The organism is Streptomyces sp. NPDC017890 (genome assembly GCF_044328675.1).
Lineage (GTDB): Bacteria > Actinomycetota > Actinomycetes > Streptomycetales > Streptomycetaceae > Streptomyces.
In genome coordinates, this window is record NZ_JBIRHU010000015.1 from 84,986 (window position 1) to 103,025 (window position 18,040).

Genomic DNA, 18,040 nt, shown 5'->3' on the forward strand with positions numbered 1-18,040 from the left:
CCGCAGCGGGCCCTCGCCCGGTGCGGGCCGGGGGTCCGCTCAGCCGCTGAACAGGCCGTTCATCTGGAAGAAGTCGAGCGAGCCGTCCAGTTCCCCGTACGTGCCGGTGCCGAGCAGTTCCTGCGTGGCGCGGCGGGCCGCCGTGTACGCGGCCTGGGCCACGCCGGTGCCGACGCTGACGCGGCGCACCCCGGCCTTGGACAGCTCGGCCACGCCGGGCCCTCCGGGGCCGGCCATGGCGTTGACCGGCAGCGGGGAGCGGGAGCACAGCTCGCCCAGGGCGGCCAGGTCGAGCAGGCCGGGCACGAAGAGGCCGTCGGCGCCCGCCTCGGCGTAGGCGGTGGCCCGGGCCAGTACGTCCGCCGGGCGGCCGGACTCCTCACCGATGCCGAACAGGTACACGTCCGTACGGGCGTTGATCAGCAGCTCGGGCAGTCCGGCCTCGGTCGCCGCCCGGCGTGCCGCCGCGATCCGCGCCGCCTGCTCCTCGGGGGTGAACAGCGGGCCGCCGGCGGCCCGGGAGTCCTCCAGGTTGATGCCGACCGCTCCGGCGGCGACCACCGCGGCGACCGTCTTCGCCACCTCGGCCGGGTCCGCGCCGTAACCGCCCTCGACGTCCACCGTCACCGGTACGTCCACGGCGGCGACGATGCGCGCGGCGGCGGCGAGCATCTCGTCGCGGCTCGCCTGCTCGCCGTCGCCGCGGCCCAGGGACCAGGCGACACCGCCGCTGGTGGTGGCGATGGCCTGGGCGCCGGCGGCGGCGATCACGGCCGCGCTGCCCGCGTCCCAGGCGTTGGGCAGCACGAGGACGGAGTCCGTGCCGAGGGCGCGCAGCCGCTGGGCCTTGTCCTTGGTGTTCTGGTCAACTGGCATGTTCTTCCTTGCCTTTCGGGCTACGGGCGACGATGAGCGATCGTCACACGCGAGTGGGGGCGGGGGTCGGTATTCGGACGACCCGGGCACACGGTCACGGGGCCGCACCCCGGGTGATGGTCACGTACAGGTGTTCGTCGAGGACCTTCGGCAGGGTGACGGCCGGGCGGCCGAGTTCGGCGGCCAGCGCGTCGTGGGCCAGGCCGCTCTCGGCGAGGGCGGCCCGTGCCCAGGCCCGGCCGGTGCGCAGGTGGCGGGCGAAGGCGGCGGCGTCCCGGGCGCCGTACAGCTCGGTGGCGATGGCCGCGTCCCACGGCATCACGGTGTGCGGACGCAGCGCGTACAGGGCCTTGGCCGCGGCCGTCGGGCCCAGGGTGCGGGGCCGGGGCGGGGCCTTGACCGGCAGCGCCGCGAGTTCCGCGTACGCGGCGCCGATGGCGTCGATGGCGCTGTCGGTCAGGCCGTGCAGCGGGGTGCCGGGCAGGGGGTGCCGCGCGGACCAGGCGGCGAGGCCGTCGCCCAGCAGGTCCGGGTCGCCCTCGCGCGGGTAGGGCAGCCGGCACCCCCAGGCGTTGAGCCAGCGGTGCAGGGCCGTGCGGTGGGCGGGACGGGTGAGGTCCGGGCCGGTGTCCGGGACCGGGTCCGGTTCATGTCCCGGTCCCGATTCGTGTGCCGCTCCCGGCCCCTGTCCCGGTCCCGATTCGTGTGCCGCTCCCGGCCCCTGCCCCGGTCCCGTAGCGGTCAGCTCGCGCAGCCGGAGCCAGGCGCGGTCGACTCCCCGGTAGGCGGCGAACACCTCGGCGGAGGCCCGCAGCCGCGCGAGCGGCGGGGCCGGCGGCACGGGCGGCTCGGGGTCGGGGCCGAGGTGGGCGCGGGCGAGCCGCGCGGGGACGCACATGCGCCACGCCTCGGTGACCAGCTCCGTCAGCTCGGGCAGGTCCAGGGCGGCGAGGGAGGCCTGGGCCCAGTCGTACCGCAGGTCCGAGGTGCGGGGCAGGGAGAACTTCACCGGGTCCGACGCCACCAGCGCCGCGCGCTCCTCCTTGGGGAAGGCGAAGCCCAGGGTGGTCTCGTCGCGGGACAGCGCGAGGTAGACGATCCGGCCGATGCGGAACTTCACCCGGTCCCGGATCAGGTGCTCCTCGGTGCGCGGCAGCGCGAGTGCCAGGCGCCGCACGTCCTCGAGAGCGGTCACGCGTCGTCCCTCCGGTTTCTTCTTGTCGTGTCGTGTCGTGTCGTGTCGCGTCGCGTCGTGCCGCGTCGTGCCGCGTCGTGCCGCGTACGCGGGCCGTGTCCGGTGTACGCGGGTCAGCCCTGCGCCGGGCGGATCTTGACGTCGACGGTGTCGAGGGCGCGTACGGCGGTGGCGAGCGCCTCCGCGCCGGTGGCGGCCTCGGTGACGGCCGATCCGATGCGGTCCCAGGAGCTGCGCAGTTCGCCCACCTCGGCGCCCGGCTCCACGGTCACCGAGCACAGCGCGACGCCCGGCAGTGCGAGGGCCTCCTCCACCCCGGTGACCGACTCCACGACGCCGGAGCCGGCGTGCAGGAAGCGGACGGCGGCGGCACCGGTGGCCCGCTCGGGCAGCGGGGCGGGGAGGGGCTCGTCCTTCATCAGCGCCCAGTAGGCGCGCACCAGGTCGGTACCGTACGCCCGGTCGATCAGGTCGACGATGCCGTCGCCGGGGAAGCGGCCCGCGCACTCCACGAGGTAGGGGCGGCCGTCCTCCACGATCCACTCGCAGTGCACGACGCCCGTGCCGAACCCGACCGCCTTCAGCACCCGCTCGGTCTCGGCGCGCAGCAGCGCGTCCAGGTCCGCCGGAATGTCCGCGGGCACCAGATGGCCGAGCTCGATCGGCCGGCCGCCGGGGTAGAGGTCCTTGCCGGTGACGTTGCCGAAGAGCACGCGTCCCCGCTCCACGAGGAGCTCCACACTGAACTCAGGTCCCTGGACGCACCGTTCGACCAGCATCTGCAGCTCGAAGCCGCGGTCGGTCTCCATCACGCCCTCGTCCATGGCGGTGGTCTCGGCCCACGCCTCGTCGATCTCGTCGGCGGAGTCGAGGACGCGGGTGCCGAGGGCGGCCTGGCGGTTGGCCGGCTTCAGCACGACCGGGCCGGGGTGCCCGGCCATGAAGGCGCGGACCTCGTCGGGGCCCTCGACCTCGGCGAACTCGGGGTTGAGGATGCCGGCGGCCCGGCTGACCCGGCGCAGCATGGCCTTGTCGCGCAGGACGCGCAGGGCGCCGTAGCCGCCGGTGGGCAGGCCGTAGCGCTCGGCGAGGCGGGCCGCGAACGGGGTGGCGTACTCCTGGAGCGGGGCGACGGCGGCCGGGTCGAGGTCGGGGTGCGCGTTGTAGAAGGCGTCGGCGGCGCCCTCGAGCCGGTACTCCCAGGGGATCAGCTCGCGCACGACGGCGGCCTCGCCGGTCTTCGCGGCGAGGTCGCGCTTGCGCACCACGTCGGGTTCGTCGATGACGATCAGTGATCCCTCGGGCTGGAACTCGGCGAGCGAGTCCACGGCTACGGCGACGAAGCCCACCATGATCACAGGGCGCTCGGTCATGTCTGTCTCCTTCACGGGCGGTTCAGGCGTCGGTGGTCGACCGCGTCGGCGGTTCAGGCGTCCGGGGTGGTCAGGTCGGCACGGACCTGGGCGGCCAGGTGCTCGGCGGTGGTCATGGCGTCCTCGAACGACGTGCCGGTCACGCCGAGGAAGCCGAGGATGCTGTTGCCCTCGGGCGGGCGGCGGACCAGGTCGCCGGGGCGGGCGGTGACCTTGAGGAAGAACACGTCGTCGCGGTCGGCGGTGCCGTCGGGCACGTGGACGCGCTCGACACGGCCGGAGGACGGGGGCAGCAGGCACAGGGCGGCCGTGTGCACCCCGGTGGGCCGGTAGGGGCCGGCCTGCGGGCGGACGCCGCGCGCCACGTCGACGACGGCGGCGATCGGGTCGTACCCGGCGGACACGCGGGCCATGTGGTCCAGGCCGCCACCGCCGGGGCGGACGGCGATCTCCACCAGGTGCGGGCGGTCCTCGTGGAAGCGGACCTCGGCGTGCAGCACGCTGCGGGTCAGGCCCTGGGCGCGGGCGCCCGCCGCGACGACCTCGTGCACGGCCGCGATCCGCTCCTCGGTGAGCGCGGTCGGCGCGTGGTGGACGTCGTCGTCGAAGGTGTCGCCCTCGGCTGTGACCCGGTCGACGATCGAGCCGAGGAAGACCTCGTCGTCCCAGACGAGCGCCTCGATGAGGAACTCGTCGCCGTCGAGGAAGGACTCGACCAGCAGCCCGTGCGGGCCGAGGTCCAGGCCGTCGGCCTCCATGGCGTACCAGGACAGCTCGGTCAGTCCCTGGGCGGCCTGGGCGTGGCGTTCGCGCAGTTCGTGCTCGTCGTCGGCGCGGAAGACGTAGTTGGAGGCGGCGCCCAGGGTCGGCTTGACGATGACCGGGTAGCCGAACTCCTCGGCGGCGGCGAGCGCCTCGGCCTCGTCGGTGACGAACCGGAAGGACGGGTGGGCGGCGCCGCCACGCTCGTGCGCCTGGCGCATCAGCAGCTTGTTGCGGCTGGCGCGGGCGGCCTCGACGCCGATGCCGGGCAGGCCGAGGGCCTCGGCGACGGCGGCGACCGCGAGCACCGCGGACTCGGAGAAGGTGATGACGCCCTCGAAGCGCTCCTCGGCGTGCCACTCCTTGGCGGCGGCGATCAGGTCCCCGACGGCGCGGGAACCGGCGACGCGGTAGCGGCCGGCCGGCCAGAAGTCCTCGGTGCCCTCGCCGTTGAGGACGTACAGGTCGGCGCCGAGGGCGGTGACCTGCTCGTAGCGGGTGACGTAGTAGGTGGCGTTCTGTCGGGCTTCGATCGCCAGCAGTTTCACGGCGTTCGTTCCTCTCGGATGCCTCCCGGCGGGAGGGACGGGCGGGGAGGAGTGGGCGGGCGGACGCAAGGAGCGGAGGGGTCAGGGCGTGGCGTCCAGGGGCGCGGTGTCCAGGGCGGTCAGGCCGGTGGCCTCGGGGGCCCGGCCGAGGATCCGGTCGGCGAGGGTGCGGGCGATCAGTGGCGCGAACTTGAAGGACGTACCGCCGCAGGCCGCGTACGCGTGTCCGGTACCGCCGAGGGCGACCACCAGCGGGCCGCCGGTCTCGGCGTACGACAGGTAGTAGCAGTCCCGGCTGTCCCGCACCCAGGCCGGTGAGAACCCCGGCAGCAGATCGCCGAACTCGGCCGCCAGCTGCTGCCGCCGCTCCTCGGGTGTGGCGTGGTCGGTGAGGTCGTCGGCGTCCCGGCAGACGGCGGCCGAGCTCAGCTTGAGCGCGGTGCCGGCCACCGGCGGGATCAGCCAGGCGCCGTGCCGGGTACCGAGGGCGGGCACGGCCGGGGTGGCCGCCCAGGCCTCGGCCTGCGCCTTCGGCACCCGGCAGTACAGCAGCGACTGGCGGTGCAGGGTGAGGGACTTCGCCACCCGCTCCGGCAGCAGCGACCGCGACCAGGGGCCGACGGCCACCAGGACGCCGTCGGCGTCGAGCACCCGCCCGTCCGCCAGGCGGACCCGGGCGCGGTCGCCGTCCACCGCGACGGCCGGGCAGTACTCGATCAGGTCGACGCCGGGCTGCCAGCGCAGCCAGGCGACGCAGGCGGCGAGCACCCGGTCGGCGAGCAGGACCCCGGCCTCGTCCTCCAGTACGGCGCCGAGGGCGTCGCCGAGACGCAGGTGCGGGTAGCGGTCGGCGAGCGCGCCCGCCGTCAGGCTGCGGGCGTGGCCGCCGGCGCCGGTGAGGAGCAGCGTGCCCGCGTCCGCCTCGGCCGGCGGGAGCACGGTGAGCGCGCCGACCCGCTCGTAGAAGCGGGCGGCGAGCAGCTCCTCCAGCTCCAGCCAGCGGTGGTGGGACCGCAGTCCGGCGGCGGTGGCGGGCGGATCGGCCGGGTGCAGGGCCCGGATGATCCGGTGCTGGTCGAAGGAGGTGGCCCGGCGGTACGGGATCGGCCCCTGGTCGACGACCGTGACCCGGTGTCCGCCCAGGGCGCACTCCACGGCGGTCAGCAGAGCGATCACGCCACCGCCCACCAGGGTCACACGCATCGGGCACCTCCCTCTCTGACTTTCTGGCCTTGTGGCTGGCGGGGTTACGGCGGTCAGCTGTCCGCGGCGGCGACCGCGAGCGGCGGGACGGTGAACGGTGTCGTCGTCCGCTCGGCCGGGGCGAGGGCGAACGTGCCGTCGAAGCCGCCCTCCACCCGCGCCCGTTCGGCGAGGTCGATCAGGATCGGGGAGGCCGCCGCCAGCAGGGTGCGCACCTCCGCGAACAGGTCGCCGAGCGCGGCGGCGGACGCCTGCCGGCTCTCCTGGTCCGCCGCCAGGGGACCGGCCGCGAGTTCCTCGGCCCGGCCCAGGAGGCGCTCGATGTGCAGCGGGATCAGGTCGGCGGTGCGGCTGAGGCTGTACCCGGTCAGCCGGTAGCCGGCCGCGAACCGCTCGGCCATCGCCGCCCGGCGGGCGTTCGCCGCCTCGGACACCGGCAGTTCCTGCCCCTGGAGGCCCAGCTCGGCGACCGCCTTGCCGAGCCGTTCGCCCAGCCGGTTCCACGGCTCGACCAGGCGCTCGCCGGTGATCTTCTCCAGGGCGGCCCGGGAGAAGTTGGTCCGGGCGTGCTCGGGCGCGGTCAGGGCGAGGTGGAAGCGGGCCAGGTCGCGCGGGACCTCGCGGACCAGGTCGCGGGTCCACACCACGTGGCCCTTGCTGGTGGAGAACTTCTCGTTCTCCAGCTCGTAGAACTCGTTGCAGACGATGGCGTCCGGGACGACGTACCGGCCGTCGTGCGCGAGCAGCAGCGCCAGGTGGGTCAGGCCCCAGAAGTAGGCGTTGTCGAAGCCGAGGAAGTACACCAGCCGGATGTCGTGCTCCGCGAGCCACAGCTCGTCGTCGCGGGCGGGGTTCTCGCCGTGGGCGCGCTGGGCGACGGCCGTGCAGTACATGGAGGCCGGCATGCCCTCGGCCCAGGCGTTGATGACCTGGCCGGGTGTCTCCGGGAACGGGGCGGGGATGCCCCAGCCCGTCGGGTAGGTGATGGGGAAGTCGGGCAGCGGGCGGGCCAGCAGCTCGCGCATCAGCTGCACGATGTGCGGGCGCCAGGTGGACTGCTTGGCCTCGTGGAAGGCGGTGAGCTGCTCGCGGTACTCCTCGAGCGGCAGCACCAGGATCTCGGCCTCGCGGTAGGTGACCTCGGCCGCCGGGTCGACCGTGGAGCGCGGGTCGGTCAGCTCGGTGAAGTTGTTCGGGTGCCCGCAGCCCTCGCACAGGCCGCCCCGGCTGACGGCCAGGCAGACCGGGCAGCCGCCGCTGACCAGGCCCTCCATCAGGAACTCGCCGGTGGCCTCGACGTACGGCAGCCGCACCGTGCGCAGCCGGAACCGGCCGGCCTCGTGGAGGCGGGTGAGGAAGTCGAGCGCCATCGCCCGGTACCCGTCGTCGAACGGGGCGAAGCCGTCGACGGAGACGCCCATCAGCTCCAGGGTCCGGCGGATGTCGTGCCAGGACTGGTCGGCCAGCGCCTCGGGCGTGGTGCCCAGCTTCGCGGCGCTGGAGACGACGTAGGTCTGACTGTCGTCGGTGCCCGTCGTGTACAGCACCGGCTGCCCGGTCGCCCGCAGGTAGCGGGCGTGCACGTCGGCGGCCATGTAGGGGCCGGCGATGTGGCCCACGTGCAGGTCGCCGTTGGGCGTGGGGGGCGGTCCGATGATGACCGTACGGCGCTGGTCCGTCACCTGGCTCATGCGTGGACCCCCTCGGTGTGCCGGGCGGTGAAGCGCTCGGCCATGTCGGCGTCCCACCAGACGCTGTACATCTCGAAGTCGGCGTCGGACTCGTTGACGACGCGGTGTTCGCGGTGCGGCGGGAAGTGCACGATGTCCCCGGCGTTGAACGGGACGCGCTCGCCCTCGGACTCCAGGAACGCCTCGCCGCGCAGGGCGATGAAGATCTCGTACTCGTGGTGGGCGTGGGCGGTGGACGCGGTGCCGGGGCGGATCACGCACCAGGAGCCCTCGAAGGGGGCGTTCAGCTGGGGCCAGGGCAGCAGGCGCTGGGCGTCGAGGCCGTTCTCGTGGGTGAGGTGGGAGCGGTCGAGGTGCTTGAGGAACATGGGTGACGTGTCGTCTCTCTGCGCGGGTCGGATCACGGGGCGGGTCACGCTGTAGGGCGCGGGTCGGTCACGCGGCGGCCGGGGCCGGTCCGCGGAACGCTCACGCGGCGGCCAGGGCCGGTCCGCGGAACGCTCACGCGGCGGCCAGGGCCGGTTCGCGGTCGTCCGCGCCGTCGTCGGCCGGGTGGTCGGCGCGGTGCTTGAGGATGTCCTCGGTGATCTCCGCCGAGCGGGCGGACAGGACGCTGAGCAGGGAGTCGGCGATGCCGTGCGTCGCCTCGTTGACCCCCTGGAGGTAGAGGGCGCCGGTGCTCGGGCGGCCCAGCTCCACGCGGTAGCGGCGGGTGACGTCGATGCTGTCCAGGCCGAGCGCGTCGCCGAGGTCGCGGACCATGCGGGGCATCCGGCGCTCGAACCCGGTGCCGAGCAGGACCAGGTCGGTCCGCAGCTCCCGGGTGGTGCCCGTGCGGCGGTCGGCGAGCGTGAGGACGATGTCGTCGCCGTCCGTTGCGGTGCCGGTGACGTCGGCCATGGTGATCATGTCGAGCCGGTCGGTGCCGTGCCGGCGGTCCTGGTAGAACTGCCGGTACAGCCCGTCCAGGGTGGCCGGTGCGAGTCCGCCGTAGTTGGCGCGGTGCATCTCCGCGAGGAGCTGGCGGCGGGCCTCGGGCGTGGCCTCGTAGAAGTCGTCGACGAAGGACGAGTAGAACAGCTCGTTGGTGAACTTGCTGCTCTCGTAGCCGTTGAGCCCGATGGAGCGCATGATCATGGTGGGCCGGCAGTCGGGCAGGTCCCGCAGGGCCGCGCCGAACAGCTCGGCCGCGCTCTGCGCCCCGCCGACGACGGCGACCCGCAGCGGCCGGTCCGCGTCCAGCTCCGCGATGCGCCGGGTGTACTCGGTGGAGTGGATGACCCGCTCGGCCGGCAGCCCCTGGAAGACCTCCGGTACGTGCGCCTCACGGCCGGCGCCGATCACCAGGTAGCGGCAGCCGACGGTGTCGCCGTTCGCGAGCCCTGCCGTCCAGCCGGTGACCTCGCCGTCGGGGCCGTGCACCGGGGTGAGGTCGGTGACCCCGCCGCCGTACTCGACGCGCACCCGCTCCAGCGAGTCCGCGACCCACTGGAGGTACTCGGATATCTCGCTGCGGTACGGCACGAAGCTGCCCAGGTTGACGAAGGCGTCGAGCCGGCCGCGACTGTGCAGGAAGTTGAGGAACGAGAACTCGCTGCGCGGGTTGCGCATCGTGACCAGGTCCTTGAGGAAGGACACCTGGCTCAGGGCGTCGGGCAGGAGCATGCCCCGCTGCCATACGACGTTCTCCTCGCGCTCGACGACGAGGGTGCGGCCCGCGAGCTCGGGGGCCAGCTCCTCGAGCGCGACCGCGAGGGCGAGGTTCGCCGGGCCGGCGCCGACGGCGAGCAGTTCGACGGTGCGGTGTGCCATGGAAGTACTCCAGAGAAAGTGGGACACGGTACGGTCCGGGACCGGGCGCGAGCGCGTCGCCGCGCCCGGCCGGGCCGGTCGCGGAGTGCGTCGCCGCGCCCGGTCAGGCCGGTACGGGCACGTTCAGCGGCTCGTGGTCGAGGACGACGAGGGCGGTCGCCGCGTCGAGCCGGGCCGCGGTCTGTGCCGGGTCGGCGCCCTCGCAGATGACGTACGTGTGGCGGGCGATGTAGCCGTTCGGCGGCAGCCGCAGCTCGGTGCCGGGCTCGGCGATCGCCACGGCGCCGAGCAGCCCCTCGGCGTGGGCCGGCGGGGTGACCGAGCGGACGGTGCAGTCCTCGGGCGGGTAGCCGAAGCGGATGCCGACGGTGCGGTGGACGGTGTCGGTGAGGCCGGAAAGCTCGCCGCAGGCGGCGAGGACGGCGGCGCGGGCCGGGTCGATGCCGGTGGCCAGCTGGCCGATGCGCGGGATGAGGTCGCCGCCGAGCCGCCCGTTGATCTCGACGATGACCGGGCCGCGGGCGGTGAGCTTGACCTCGGTGTGGGTGACACCGTGGCCGTAGCCGATGGCGCGGTGCGCGGCACGCAGCATCCCCAGCAGTCCGGAGTCGGTGCGCAACGGGTCGGCGGCGTCGACGTGGTGGCCGGTCTCCTCGAAGTACGGGTGGTGGCCGACCTGCTTGCGGGCCACGAACATCGGGTGGTACTCGCCGGCCACGACGGCCGCGTCGACGCTGATCTCGGGACCGTCCAGGAACTCCTCGACCAGCGCGCCGCCCCGGTAGGAGACCGCGCCGATCCGGCTGGCCTCGTCGGCGGTCCGGAACGCCTCGACCACTTCACCGGCGTCGGCGGCGAACACGACGCCGATGCTGGCGCCCATGCCGCGCGGCTTGATCACCACCGGGTAGCCGATCTCCTCCGCCGCGGCGAGGGCCTCCTCGGCGGTGTCCGCCCAGGCGTACCGGGGCTGGTCCACCCCCGCCTCGGCGAGCAGCCGGCGGCTGCGGAACTTGTCCCGGCAGCCCTCCACCCCGTCCACGCCCGCACCGGGCAGGCCGAGCGCCTCGGCGACGTGCGCGGTCGTCACGATCAGGGTCTCGTCCCAGCTGAGCACTCCGCGCACGGTGACGCGCCCGGCCAGCTCCCGCGCCGCCGCCAGCACGGCCTCGCGGTCCATGACGTCCACCACCGTGTGCCCGGTCAGGTACGGCTCCTGCCAGTCCGGCTCGGCGGGCGTGAAGAGCCACACCGGGCGGGTCCGCGCGGCACCGGCCAGCAGATACTCGCGGTACGTCCGCAAACCGCAGCCGATGAGCAGGATCACGCCGTCCCTGGCGTCGTTGTCGTCCACGCGTTGTTCGCCTCCTGAGTTCCGGTGGCCCGATGACAGTTCGATTCCACGGGGCTCGGGGGTTGCCCGAAAGGCCTGTCCGGAACGGACAATCAACGGGACGGGCGGGACGGGACGGGCGCAGGACCCGCCCCTTCCCCACCAGCACCACGCCCCGGACGGCGGTGCGGAACCGGACAGCCGGCCGTGGCCGACACCGCCGGGCGGTGGTCGTGTCCGGCGCCGACTGCGGCCGACGGCTCGGCGGGACGACAGCTCGGCGAAACGGCGCGGCGGCAGGACGGCGAGACAGCGAGACGGCAGGACGGCAGGACGGCAGGACGGCGGTGCGGAACCGGACGGAGCCGGCCGTGGCCGACACCGCCGGCCGGCGTCCGTGTCCGGCGCCGGCGCGGTCCGCGGGGGAAGAACCGCAGGCCGCCGCGCCCGGTTGATTGGCCGTCCGGCCGGGTCCTTTCGGACAACCCGCCCCGACGCTTCCATGACCGGTGTGATCAATTACGACGGCAAACGATTCCGGAAGGTCCTCGCCGATCCGGCCGACGACGCCCCCGCCGCGCTGTACCGGCAGCAGGACGACCTGGTCTGGGCCGAGTTCGCCGGCGGCGACGTCAGGCGCGGCTCCCTCGCGGGCACCCGTGACACGGACGGGGTGATCAGCTTCTCGTACAGCATGGTCCTCGGCGACGGCCGGGTGGTCTCCGGCCACAGCGTGAACACCCCGGAGCTCCTCGCCGACGGCCGGATACGGCTGCACGAGCGCTGGGAGCGCTACGGCGCCCACGCCGACAGCGGCGTCTCGTACCTGGAAGAGGTGCGGTGACCGTGGACGGCGTCGACTACGCCGCACTGGCCCGCGCGGTCGACGGGCGCGTGTTCCTGCCCGGCAGCGCCGGCTTCCGCGTCGGCTCCAAGCTCTTCAACACCCGCTACCGCGACCGCGCCCCGGCGGCCGTGCTCACCGCGGCGCACACCGCGGACGTCCGGCGGGCCCTGCTCTGGGCCCGCGAGGAGGGCGTCCCGGTCGTCGCCCGCAACGGCGGTCACAGCTTCGCCGGCTACTCCGTCGGCGACGGCCTGGTCATCGACCTCAGCCGGCTCACCGAGACCCGCGCCGACGGCTCCACCGGCCTGGTCGTGGCCGGCGGCGGCGCCAAGATCAGCCACGTCTACGACGCGATGCAGCCCCACGAGATGGTGTTCTCCACCGGCACCAGCCCCACCGTCGGCGTCGCGGGGCTCGCCCTCGGCGGCGGTGCCGCGTTCGCCGCCCGCCGCTACGGCCTGACCGCCGACGCCCTGGTGGAGACCACCGTGGTCCTCGCCGACGGCACCCTGGCCGTCTGCAACGAGCGGGAGAACCCAGACCTGTTCTGGGCCTGCAAGGGCGGCGGCGGCGGCAACTTCGGCATCAACGTCTCCCTGACCTTCCAGGCCCATCCGGTCCCGGACGTCACCACCTTCAGCCTGACCTGGAAGTGGGCGGACGCGGCGGCCGTCCTGGACGCCGGCCAGCGCATGGTGCGGCAGGCCCCGGACGACTTCGCGGCCCGCCTCGGCGTGTGGACGCACGGCACCGGCCTCGGCGCGATCCGTGACAACGCCGAAGTCACCCTGCAGGGGCAGTTCTTCGGCCCGGCCGACGCCTGCCTGGAGATTCTCGACCCGGTCCTGTCCGCCGCCGCCCCGGCCACCCGGGACGTCACCGAGCGCACGTTCTGGGAGGCCAACAAGTACATGGTGCACGCCACCTCCGGCGACCAGTTCGCGCTGCGCTCCAACTACATCCGCGAACCGCTCCGAGGCGACGGCGTCGACACCCTCCTGTCCTGGGTCGAGCGCTGGCCGGGCAGCCACAACCCGGACGGCGGCGGGGCGGGCCTGTTCTCCTGGGGCGGCGCCATCAACCGCGTGGCCCCCGACGCCACCGCGTTCGTCCACCGGGACACGCTGTTCCTGGTCTCCATGGACACCTCCTGGACCGATGACGACGGCCCCGACCGCGTCGCCGCGAACCTCGACTGGCTGAACGGCCTGCACGCCGCCATGGCCCCCCACGTCACCGGCTCCGCCTACCAGAACTTCGTCGACCCGGAACTGACGGACTGGCGCGAGGCGTACTACGGCGCCAACTACGCCCGTCTGGTGCAGGTCAAGCAGAAGTACGACCCCGAGGGTGTCTTCTCCTTCGACCAGGCCGTCGGTTCCTGACCAGGCTCCCGACCGGGTTCCCGACCCGTTACCCATCCCCCCAACGAAGGTGACGCACATGAGTCCGTCCAAACCCAGGGCCGACGCCACCCCGGGCGTCCTCGACGCGTTGCGCGCGACACCGCGCTCGGTCCAGTACCTCCTCGGCGGCGTGCTGCTCAACCAGCTCGGCGCCTTCGTCCAGACCTTCCTGGTGCTGTACCTGACGCACCGCGGCTACGGCGTCGACAAGGCCGGCTTCCTGCTCGGCGCGTACGGGGTCGGCGCGGTGCTCGGCACCGTCCTCGGCGGGGAGCTGACCTCCCGGCTCGGCAGCCGCAACACCATCGTCACCGCGATGGGCGGTTCCGCCGTCCTGGTCTTCCTGATCCCCTGGCTGGCCGAACCCGGGCGGTACCCGTTCCTGCTCGTCCTGGTCGTCCTGCTCGGCCTGATGACGCAGTCCTACCGCCCGGCGGCCTCGGCGCTGCTGAGCGAGCTGATGCCGGACGAGTACCGGGTCATGGGCTTCTCGATGATGCGGATCGCCATGAACACCGGCGCCGCGGCCGGCCCGCTGCTCGCCGCCGCGCTCATCCACATCGACTGGAACCTGCTGTTCTGGGTGGACGGCGCGACCGCCCTGGCGTACTCGGTGCTCGCCGCGTTCCTGCTGCCCCGCCCGGCGGCGAAGGCGCCGGAAGAGCGCGCCGACGCCGCCTCCCGTCAGGCGCAGCGATCGGCGTACGGGGTGATGGTCCGCGACCACCGCTTCCTGCTCTACCTCGGTTCCATGCTGCTCAGCGCGCTGGTCTACGCCCAGTTCTTCGCGGTGCTGCCGGTCGACCTGGACGACGCGGGCCGCTCCACCGCCCTCTACAGCACGGTGCTCACCCTGTCCTCGGTGCTGCTGATCAGCTTCGAGCTGGCGGTGACCGCGCGGATCAGCCGGTGGCGGGCGAGCACGGCGGCGGCGGTGGGCACGTTCTTCTACTGCCTCGGCATCGCCGGGTACGGCCTGCCCGGCAGCGCGCCCGCGGTGATCCTGCTCTGCACCGCGGTCAGCGTCGGCGGCCTGATGGTCAGCGGCCCGACCCTGTGGGCGCACCCGGCGAAGGCCGGGGAGAAGGTCCGCGGCCGCTACATCGCCGCCTCCCAGGCGGTCTTCGGCCTCGGCTCGGCCATCGGCCCGGCCCTCGGCATGCTGATGTGGACCCACTACGGCGACGGCGTCTGGGTGGCCTGCGGAGTGCTCGGCGTGGTCGCCGCCGCCATGGCCCTGGCCGGCCTGCGCCCGTCGGACGAACCGGCGGGCGACACCACGGAGGGGGACGCGGAAGCGGTTCCTCACGCAGCCGGGGACCCCGCACCGGGCGAGGACCCCGCACAGACCGCAGACCCGGCACCGGTCAGCGGCTCAGCACCGGACAACGTCTCCACACCGGACAACGGCTCAGCACCGGACAACGGCTCAGCACCGGACAACGTCTCAGCTCCGGAAACAAGCTCCGTACCGGGCAAGGGCTCCGTACGCGAGCAGACCCCCATCCCCTAGCAAGAGCGCCCCGCGGCGGGATTCCCGTACGCGACCGGCCCGCCGCGCCCTCCGCCCCTCCCGGCCGTCCGTCCACCCCCACGGCCCGCCGGGCGCGCCTCCTCGCCACCCCCGAGCCCGCCCGCCCCTCACCACCCATGAGCACCCAAGGAGCACCCGTGCCGGTCACCGACACCATCTCGCCCACCGGTTCCACCTACCGCGTCCCGGACCCGGCCGCGCGGCCCGTCCGGACGGCCGTCCGGCGCAGGCTGCTGATGTGCCGCCCGCGGCACTACGACGTCACCTACTCGATCAACCCGTGGATGAACCCCTCCCACGGCACCGACACCGCCCTCGCACTGCGTCAGTGGGAGCGGGTGCGGGACCTCTACCTGGAACTCGGCCACAGTGTCGAGGAGATCAGCCCGATCGAGGGCCTGCCCGACATGGTCTTCGCCGCCAACGGGGCCACCGTCATCGACGGCAAGGTCTTCGGTGCCCGGTTCCGGCATGCCGAGCGCACCGCCGAGGGCCCCGCGTACCTGCGCTGGTTCGAGGAGCACGGCTACCAGGAACTCCTCTGGCCGGAGCACATCAACGAGGGCGAGGGCGACCTCCTCACCGTCGGCCGGCGGATCCTGGCCGGCACCGGTTTCCGCACCGACATCCGCGCGCACGCCGAGGCGCAGGAGTTCTTCGGGCTGCCCGTCACCTCGCTGACGCTGGTCAACCCGAGGCACTACCACCTGGACACGGCGCTCGCGGTGCTGTCCGACGACGAGATCATGTACTACCCCGAGGCCTTCACGCCGGGCAGCCGGGCCGCCCTGCGGTCCCTGTTCCCGGATGCCGTGATCGCGAGCGCCGAGGACGCCGCCGCGTTCGGGCTCAACGCCTTCTCCGACGGCCGGCACGTACTGCTGCCGACCGCGGCCAAGGGCCTCCAGGCCCAACTGCGCGCCCGCGGCTTCGAGCCCATCGGCGTCGAGCTCACCGAGCTGCTCAAGGCGGGCGGCAGCGTCAAGTGCTGCACGCTGGAGCTCCGCGACCGCTGAGCACCGCCGACCGCGCAGTCCTCCCGAAGGAGCCGTCCCGCCGGACGGCTCCACCGTCAGGAAAGGATCGCCATGTCCTCCACGCCCGCGACCGTGGACAGCCGCGCCCGTCTGCTCGACCTCCTCGTCGAGGGCGGCGCCCACTACCGGCTCCTCAGCCACCCGCCGCAGGGCCGCACCGACCTGGCCAGCACCCTGCGCGGCCACCGCCTGGAGCAGGCGGCGAAGAGCCTGGTCATGAGGGTGGCGCTGAGCCGCAAGCGGCGCCGGTACGTGATCGCGGTGGTCCCCGGCGACCGCCGGGTGGACCGGGCCGCGCTCAGCGCGCTGTACGCGGGCGAGGAGGCGTCCTTCGCGGTCCGGGAGGTGGCCGAACAGCTGACGGGGTGCGTGAGCGGGTCGATCATGCCGCTGAGTTTCGACCCGGAGCTGGAGGTGGTGGCCGACCCGGCGCTCTTCGAGCACGAGGAGATCTTCTTCAACACCGGCCGGCTGGACGAGTCGGTGGCGCTGCGCACGGCCTGCTACCGCGAACTGGTGGCCCCGCGGATCGCTCCGATCGCGCTGCCGGCCGGGCGTCCCTGAGGGCCCGCGAGGGGAGAAACGCAGAAAGGTTACACTCGCCGCCGGCGCAGAAGGCCTGGAGGAACCGGCAGCAGGGGAGGCCGCAGTGGCGGTGAACGCGAAGAAGATCGCCGTCTATGTGCTCGTGGTCTTCGTGCTCTATGTGATCATCACGGATCCGGCGAAGGCCGCCGACTACGTCCAGATCGGTTTCCAGGGCATCTCCGACGCGGCGGCAGCCGTCGGCGACTTCATGACCTGGGCCGCCAACGGAGGAGAGTGATGATCCGCCACCTGGTGCTGTTCAAGCTGAACGAGGGTGTGGACCGCGACGACCCGCGCGTCGTGAAGGGTGTCGAGGCCTTCCGGGCGCTCGGCGGCCGGATCGAGGAGCTGCGTTTGTGGGAGTGCGCCTGGAACATCAGCGACCGGCCCATCGCCTACGACTTCGCCATCAACTCGGCCGTGGACGACACCGACGCCCTCAAGCGCTACGTCGACCACCCCGCGCACCAGGAGGGCGTCGCGCTCTGGCGTGAGTTCGCCACCTGGGTGATCGCCGACTACGAGTTCTAGCCCGGCGGCAGTGCTCCGGCCCCGCACCGCGCACGGTGCGGGGCCGCTTCGCGTCCACTCCCGCGTTCACTCAACACGAGGTTATGCGGTGCTTGCACACAGTGCACATGTCTTGTGATGCTATGACCGCTTTTGACGGATGAGTTACGGAAGAGTTGACCGATCACGAGGTGGAGTTGACCGTGCCGGCCAGTACTGCGCCTCAAGCACCGCCCGCACCGCCCACACAGGCCACACCGGCCCCGCAGGCCTCACAAGCCGCACAGGCCTCCCAGGCCGCACAGGACCAAGCCGCAGACGTCACCCCGACCGCACACGCCACATCGGTCACACAGCCCGCACAGGCCACACCGGCCCCCCAGCTCCAGGAGCCCCAGGACCCCCCCGAGCGGGAAGCCGCGCCGCAGCGCAGCCGGGGCGCCGACACCAGGGCCCTGACCCAGGTGCTCTTCGGTGAGCTGAAGGGCCTCACGCCGGGCACACCGGAGCACGACCGGGTACGAGCGACGCTCATCGAGGCCAACCTCCCACTGGTGCGCTACGCCGCCGCCCGCTTCCGGTCCCGCAACGAGCCGATGGAGGACGTCGTCCAGGTCGGCACCATCGGGCTCATCAACGCCATCGACCGCTTCGACCCGGAGCGGGGCGTGCAGTTCCCGACGTTCGCGATGCCGACCGTCGTCGGCGAGATCAAGCGGTACTTCCGCGACAACGTCCGCACGGTGCACGTACCGCGCCGGCTGCACGAGCTGTGGGTGCAGGTCAACAGCGCGACCGAGGACCTGACGACCGCCTTCGGGCGCTCCCCCACGACCGCCGAGATCGCCGAGCGGCTGCGCATCACCGAGGAGGAGGTGCTGTCCTGCATCGAGGCGGGACGGTCGTACCACGCCACCTCACTGGAGGCCGCGCAGGAGGGCGACGGGCTGCCCGGGCTGCTCGACCGGCTCGGCTACGAGGACCCCGCCCTCGACGGGGTCGAGCACCGCGACCTGGTCCGGCACCTGCTCGTCCAGCTCCCGGAACGCGAACAGCGCATTCTGCTGCTGCGCTACTACAGCAACCTCACCCAGTCGCAGATCAGTGCGGAACTCGGCGTCTCCCAGATGCACGTGTCGCGGCTACTGGCGCGTAGTTTCCAGCGATTGAGGTCCGCGAACCGGATCGACACGTAGTCTCCGTACACGGCCTCCGCACATATCGAATGCGCGAGCCAGATGTCACCGGTGCGAGCGAATCGCTCACCAGGGCCGTTGCGGGTGGAATCGAGCCGAAAGCCCGTCAGACCCTCTGTTTCCAGGGGG

General features: G+C 73.2%; 17 protein-coding genes. 8 read left to right on the plus strand and 9 right to left on the minus strand.

All coding sequences use genetic code 11. From position 1 onward, the window contains the following. Positions 1-39: 39 nt before the first annotated feature. The 9 genes from ACH4F2_RS20750 to ACH4F2_RS20790 form a co-directional block, all read right to left on the minus strand. Positions 40-876, minus strand: coding sequence for an isocitrate lyase/phosphoenolpyruvate mutase family protein (locus ACH4F2_RS20750; protein WP_398134167.1), 837 nt, complete (start codon positions 874-876; stop codon positions 40-42). Between the two features lie 94 nt (positions 877-970). Next, positions 971-2,071, minus strand: a complete 1,101-nt coding sequence (locus ACH4F2_RS20755; protein ID WP_398134168.1) for an MmcQ/YjbR family DNA-binding protein — start codon at positions 2,069-2,071, stop codon at positions 971-973. A gap of 113 nt (positions 2,072-2,184) precedes the next feature. Next, on the minus strand, positions 2,185-3,444 hold the full coding sequence (locus tag ACH4F2_RS20760) for an ATP-grasp domain-containing protein (RefSeq protein ID WP_398134169.1): 1,260 nt from the start codon (positions 3,442-3,444) through the stop codon (positions 2,185-2,187). Between the two features lie 53 nt (positions 3,445-3,497). Then, positions 3,498-4,754, minus strand: coding sequence for an ATP-grasp domain-containing protein (locus ACH4F2_RS20765; RefSeq protein WP_398134170.1), 1,257 nt, complete (start codon positions 4,752-4,754; stop codon positions 3,498-3,500). 81 nt (positions 4,755-4,835) lie between these two features. Then, complete coding sequence (locus ACH4F2_RS20770; protein ID WP_398134171.1) at positions 4,836-5,957, minus strand: NAD(P)/FAD-dependent oxidoreductase; 1,122 nt, start codon at positions 5,955-5,957, stop codon at positions 4,836-4,838. Between the two features lie 53 nt (positions 5,958-6,010). Then, a complete protein-coding gene (locus ACH4F2_RS20775; RefSeq protein ID WP_398134172.1) occupies positions 6,011-7,648 on the minus strand; it encodes a class I tRNA ligase family protein in 1,638 nt (545 codons plus the stop codon). Further along, positions 7,645-8,016 carry a cupin domain-containing protein gene (locus ACH4F2_RS20780; protein WP_398134173.1) on the minus strand — a complete coding sequence of 124 codons (372 nt, stop codon included), beginning with the start codon at positions 8,014-8,016 and terminating at the stop codon, positions 7,645-7,647. Before ACH4F2_RS20780 ends, ACH4F2_RS20775 begins: the two co-directional genes overlap by 4 nt. 133 nt (positions 8,017-8,149) lie before the next feature. Further along, the gene (locus tag ACH4F2_RS20785; protein WP_398134174.1) at positions 8,150-9,460 is read right to left on the minus strand and encodes a lysine N(6)-hydroxylase/L-ornithine N(5)-oxygenase family protein; all 1,311 of its coding nucleotides are present in this window, start codon (positions 9,458-9,460) and stop codon (positions 8,150-8,152) included. 103 nt (positions 9,461-9,563) lie between these two features. Continuing rightward, a complete protein-coding gene (locus ACH4F2_RS20790) occupies positions 9,564-10,814 on the minus strand; it encodes an ATP-grasp domain-containing protein (RefSeq protein WP_398134175.1) in 1,251 nt (416 codons plus the stop codon). A 490-nt stretch (positions 10,815-11,304) separates the two neighbouring features. Between ACH4F2_RS20790 and ACH4F2_RS20795 the strand changes: the two genes are divergently transcribed. The 8 genes from ACH4F2_RS20795 to ACH4F2_RS20830 all read left to right on the plus strand — a co-directional run bounded on the left by ACH4F2_RS20795 (position 11,305) and on the right by ACH4F2_RS20830 (position 17,911). Next, positions 11,305-11,637, plus strand: a complete 333-nt coding sequence (locus ACH4F2_RS20795) for a hypothetical protein (protein ID WP_398134176.1) — start codon at positions 11,305-11,307, stop codon at positions 11,635-11,637. Beyond that, positions 11,634-13,025 carry an FAD-binding oxidoreductase gene (locus ACH4F2_RS20800; RefSeq protein ID WP_398134177.1) on the plus strand — a complete coding sequence of 464 codons (1,392 nt, stop codon included), beginning with the start codon at positions 11,634-11,636 and terminating at the stop codon, positions 13,023-13,025. Before ACH4F2_RS20795 ends, ACH4F2_RS20800 begins: the two co-directional genes overlap by 4 nt. Before the next feature lie 58 nt (positions 13,026-13,083). Next, positions 13,084-14,559 carry an MFS transporter gene (locus ACH4F2_RS20805; protein ID WP_398134178.1) on the plus strand — a complete coding sequence of 492 codons (1,476 nt, stop codon included), beginning with the start codon at positions 13,084-13,086 and terminating at the stop codon, positions 14,557-14,559. Between the two features lie 158 nt (positions 14,560-14,717). Further along, positions 14,718-15,596 (plus strand): dimethylargininase, encoded by an 879-nt coding sequence (gene ddaH, locus ACH4F2_RS20810; protein ID WP_398134179.1) that lies wholly within the window; start codon positions 14,718-14,720, stop codon positions 15,594-15,596. A 72-nt stretch (positions 15,597-15,668) separates the two neighbouring features. Next, on the plus strand, positions 15,669-16,181 hold the full coding sequence (locus ACH4F2_RS20815) for a YbaK/EbsC family protein (RefSeq protein WP_398134180.1): 513 nt from the start codon (positions 15,669-15,671) through the stop codon (positions 16,179-16,181). Positions 16,182-16,266: 85 nt separating this feature from the next. Continuing rightward, complete coding sequence (locus ACH4F2_RS20820) at positions 16,267-16,443, plus strand: hypothetical protein (protein WP_398134181.1); 177 nt, start codon at positions 16,267-16,269, stop codon at positions 16,441-16,443. Continuing rightward, positions 16,443-16,736, plus strand: coding sequence for a Dabb family protein (locus ACH4F2_RS20825; protein WP_398134182.1), 294 nt, complete (start codon positions 16,443-16,445; stop codon positions 16,734-16,736). The genes ACH4F2_RS20820 and ACH4F2_RS20825 overlap by 1 nt, the downstream gene beginning before the upstream one ends. A 182-nt stretch (positions 16,737-16,918) precedes the next feature. Further along, on the plus strand, positions 16,919-17,911 hold the full coding sequence (locus tag ACH4F2_RS20830; RefSeq protein WP_398134183.1) for an RNA polymerase sigma factor SigF: 993 nt from the start codon (positions 16,919-16,921) through the stop codon (positions 17,909-17,911). Positions 17,912-18,040: the final 129 nt, after the last annotated feature.

Bases quoted from the DNA above. Each gene is read 5' to 3' on its own strand.
- ACH4F2_RS20825 (WP_398134182.1), top strand. From the start codon at position 16,443: ATGATCCGCCACCTGGTGCTGTTCAAGCTGAACGAGGGTGTGGACCGC.
- ACH4F2_RS20785 (WP_398134174.1), bottom strand. From the start codon at position 9,460: ATGGCACACCGCACCGTCGAACTGCTCGCCGTCGGCGCCGGCCCGGCG.
- ACH4F2_RS20815 (WP_398134180.1), top strand. From the start codon at position 15,669: ATGTCCTCCACGCCCGCGACCGTGGACAGCCGCGCCCGTCTGCTCGAC.
- ACH4F2_RS20750 (WP_398134167.1), bottom strand. From the start codon at position 876: ATGCCAGTTGACCAGAACACCAAGGACAAGGCCCAGCGGCTGCGCGCC.
- ACH4F2_RS20805 (WP_398134178.1), top strand. From the start codon at position 13,084: ATGAGTCCGTCCAAACCCAGGGCCGACGCCACCCCGGGCGTCCTCGAC.
- ACH4F2_RS20770 (WP_398134171.1), bottom strand. From the start codon at position 5,957: ATGCGTGTGACCCTGGTGGGCGGTGGCGTGATCGCTCTGCTGACCGCC.
- ACH4F2_RS20780 (WP_398134173.1), bottom strand. From the start codon at position 8,016: ATGTTCCTCAAGCACCTCGACCGCTCCCACCTCACCCACGAGAACGGC.
- ACH4F2_RS20760 (WP_398134169.1), bottom strand. From the start codon at position 3,444: ATGACCGAGCGCCCTGTGATCATGGTGGGCTTCGTCGCCGTAGCCGTG.
- ACH4F2_RS20775 (WP_398134172.1), bottom strand. From the start codon at position 7,648: ATGAGCCAGGTGACGGACCAGCGCCGTACGGTCATCATCGGACCGCCC.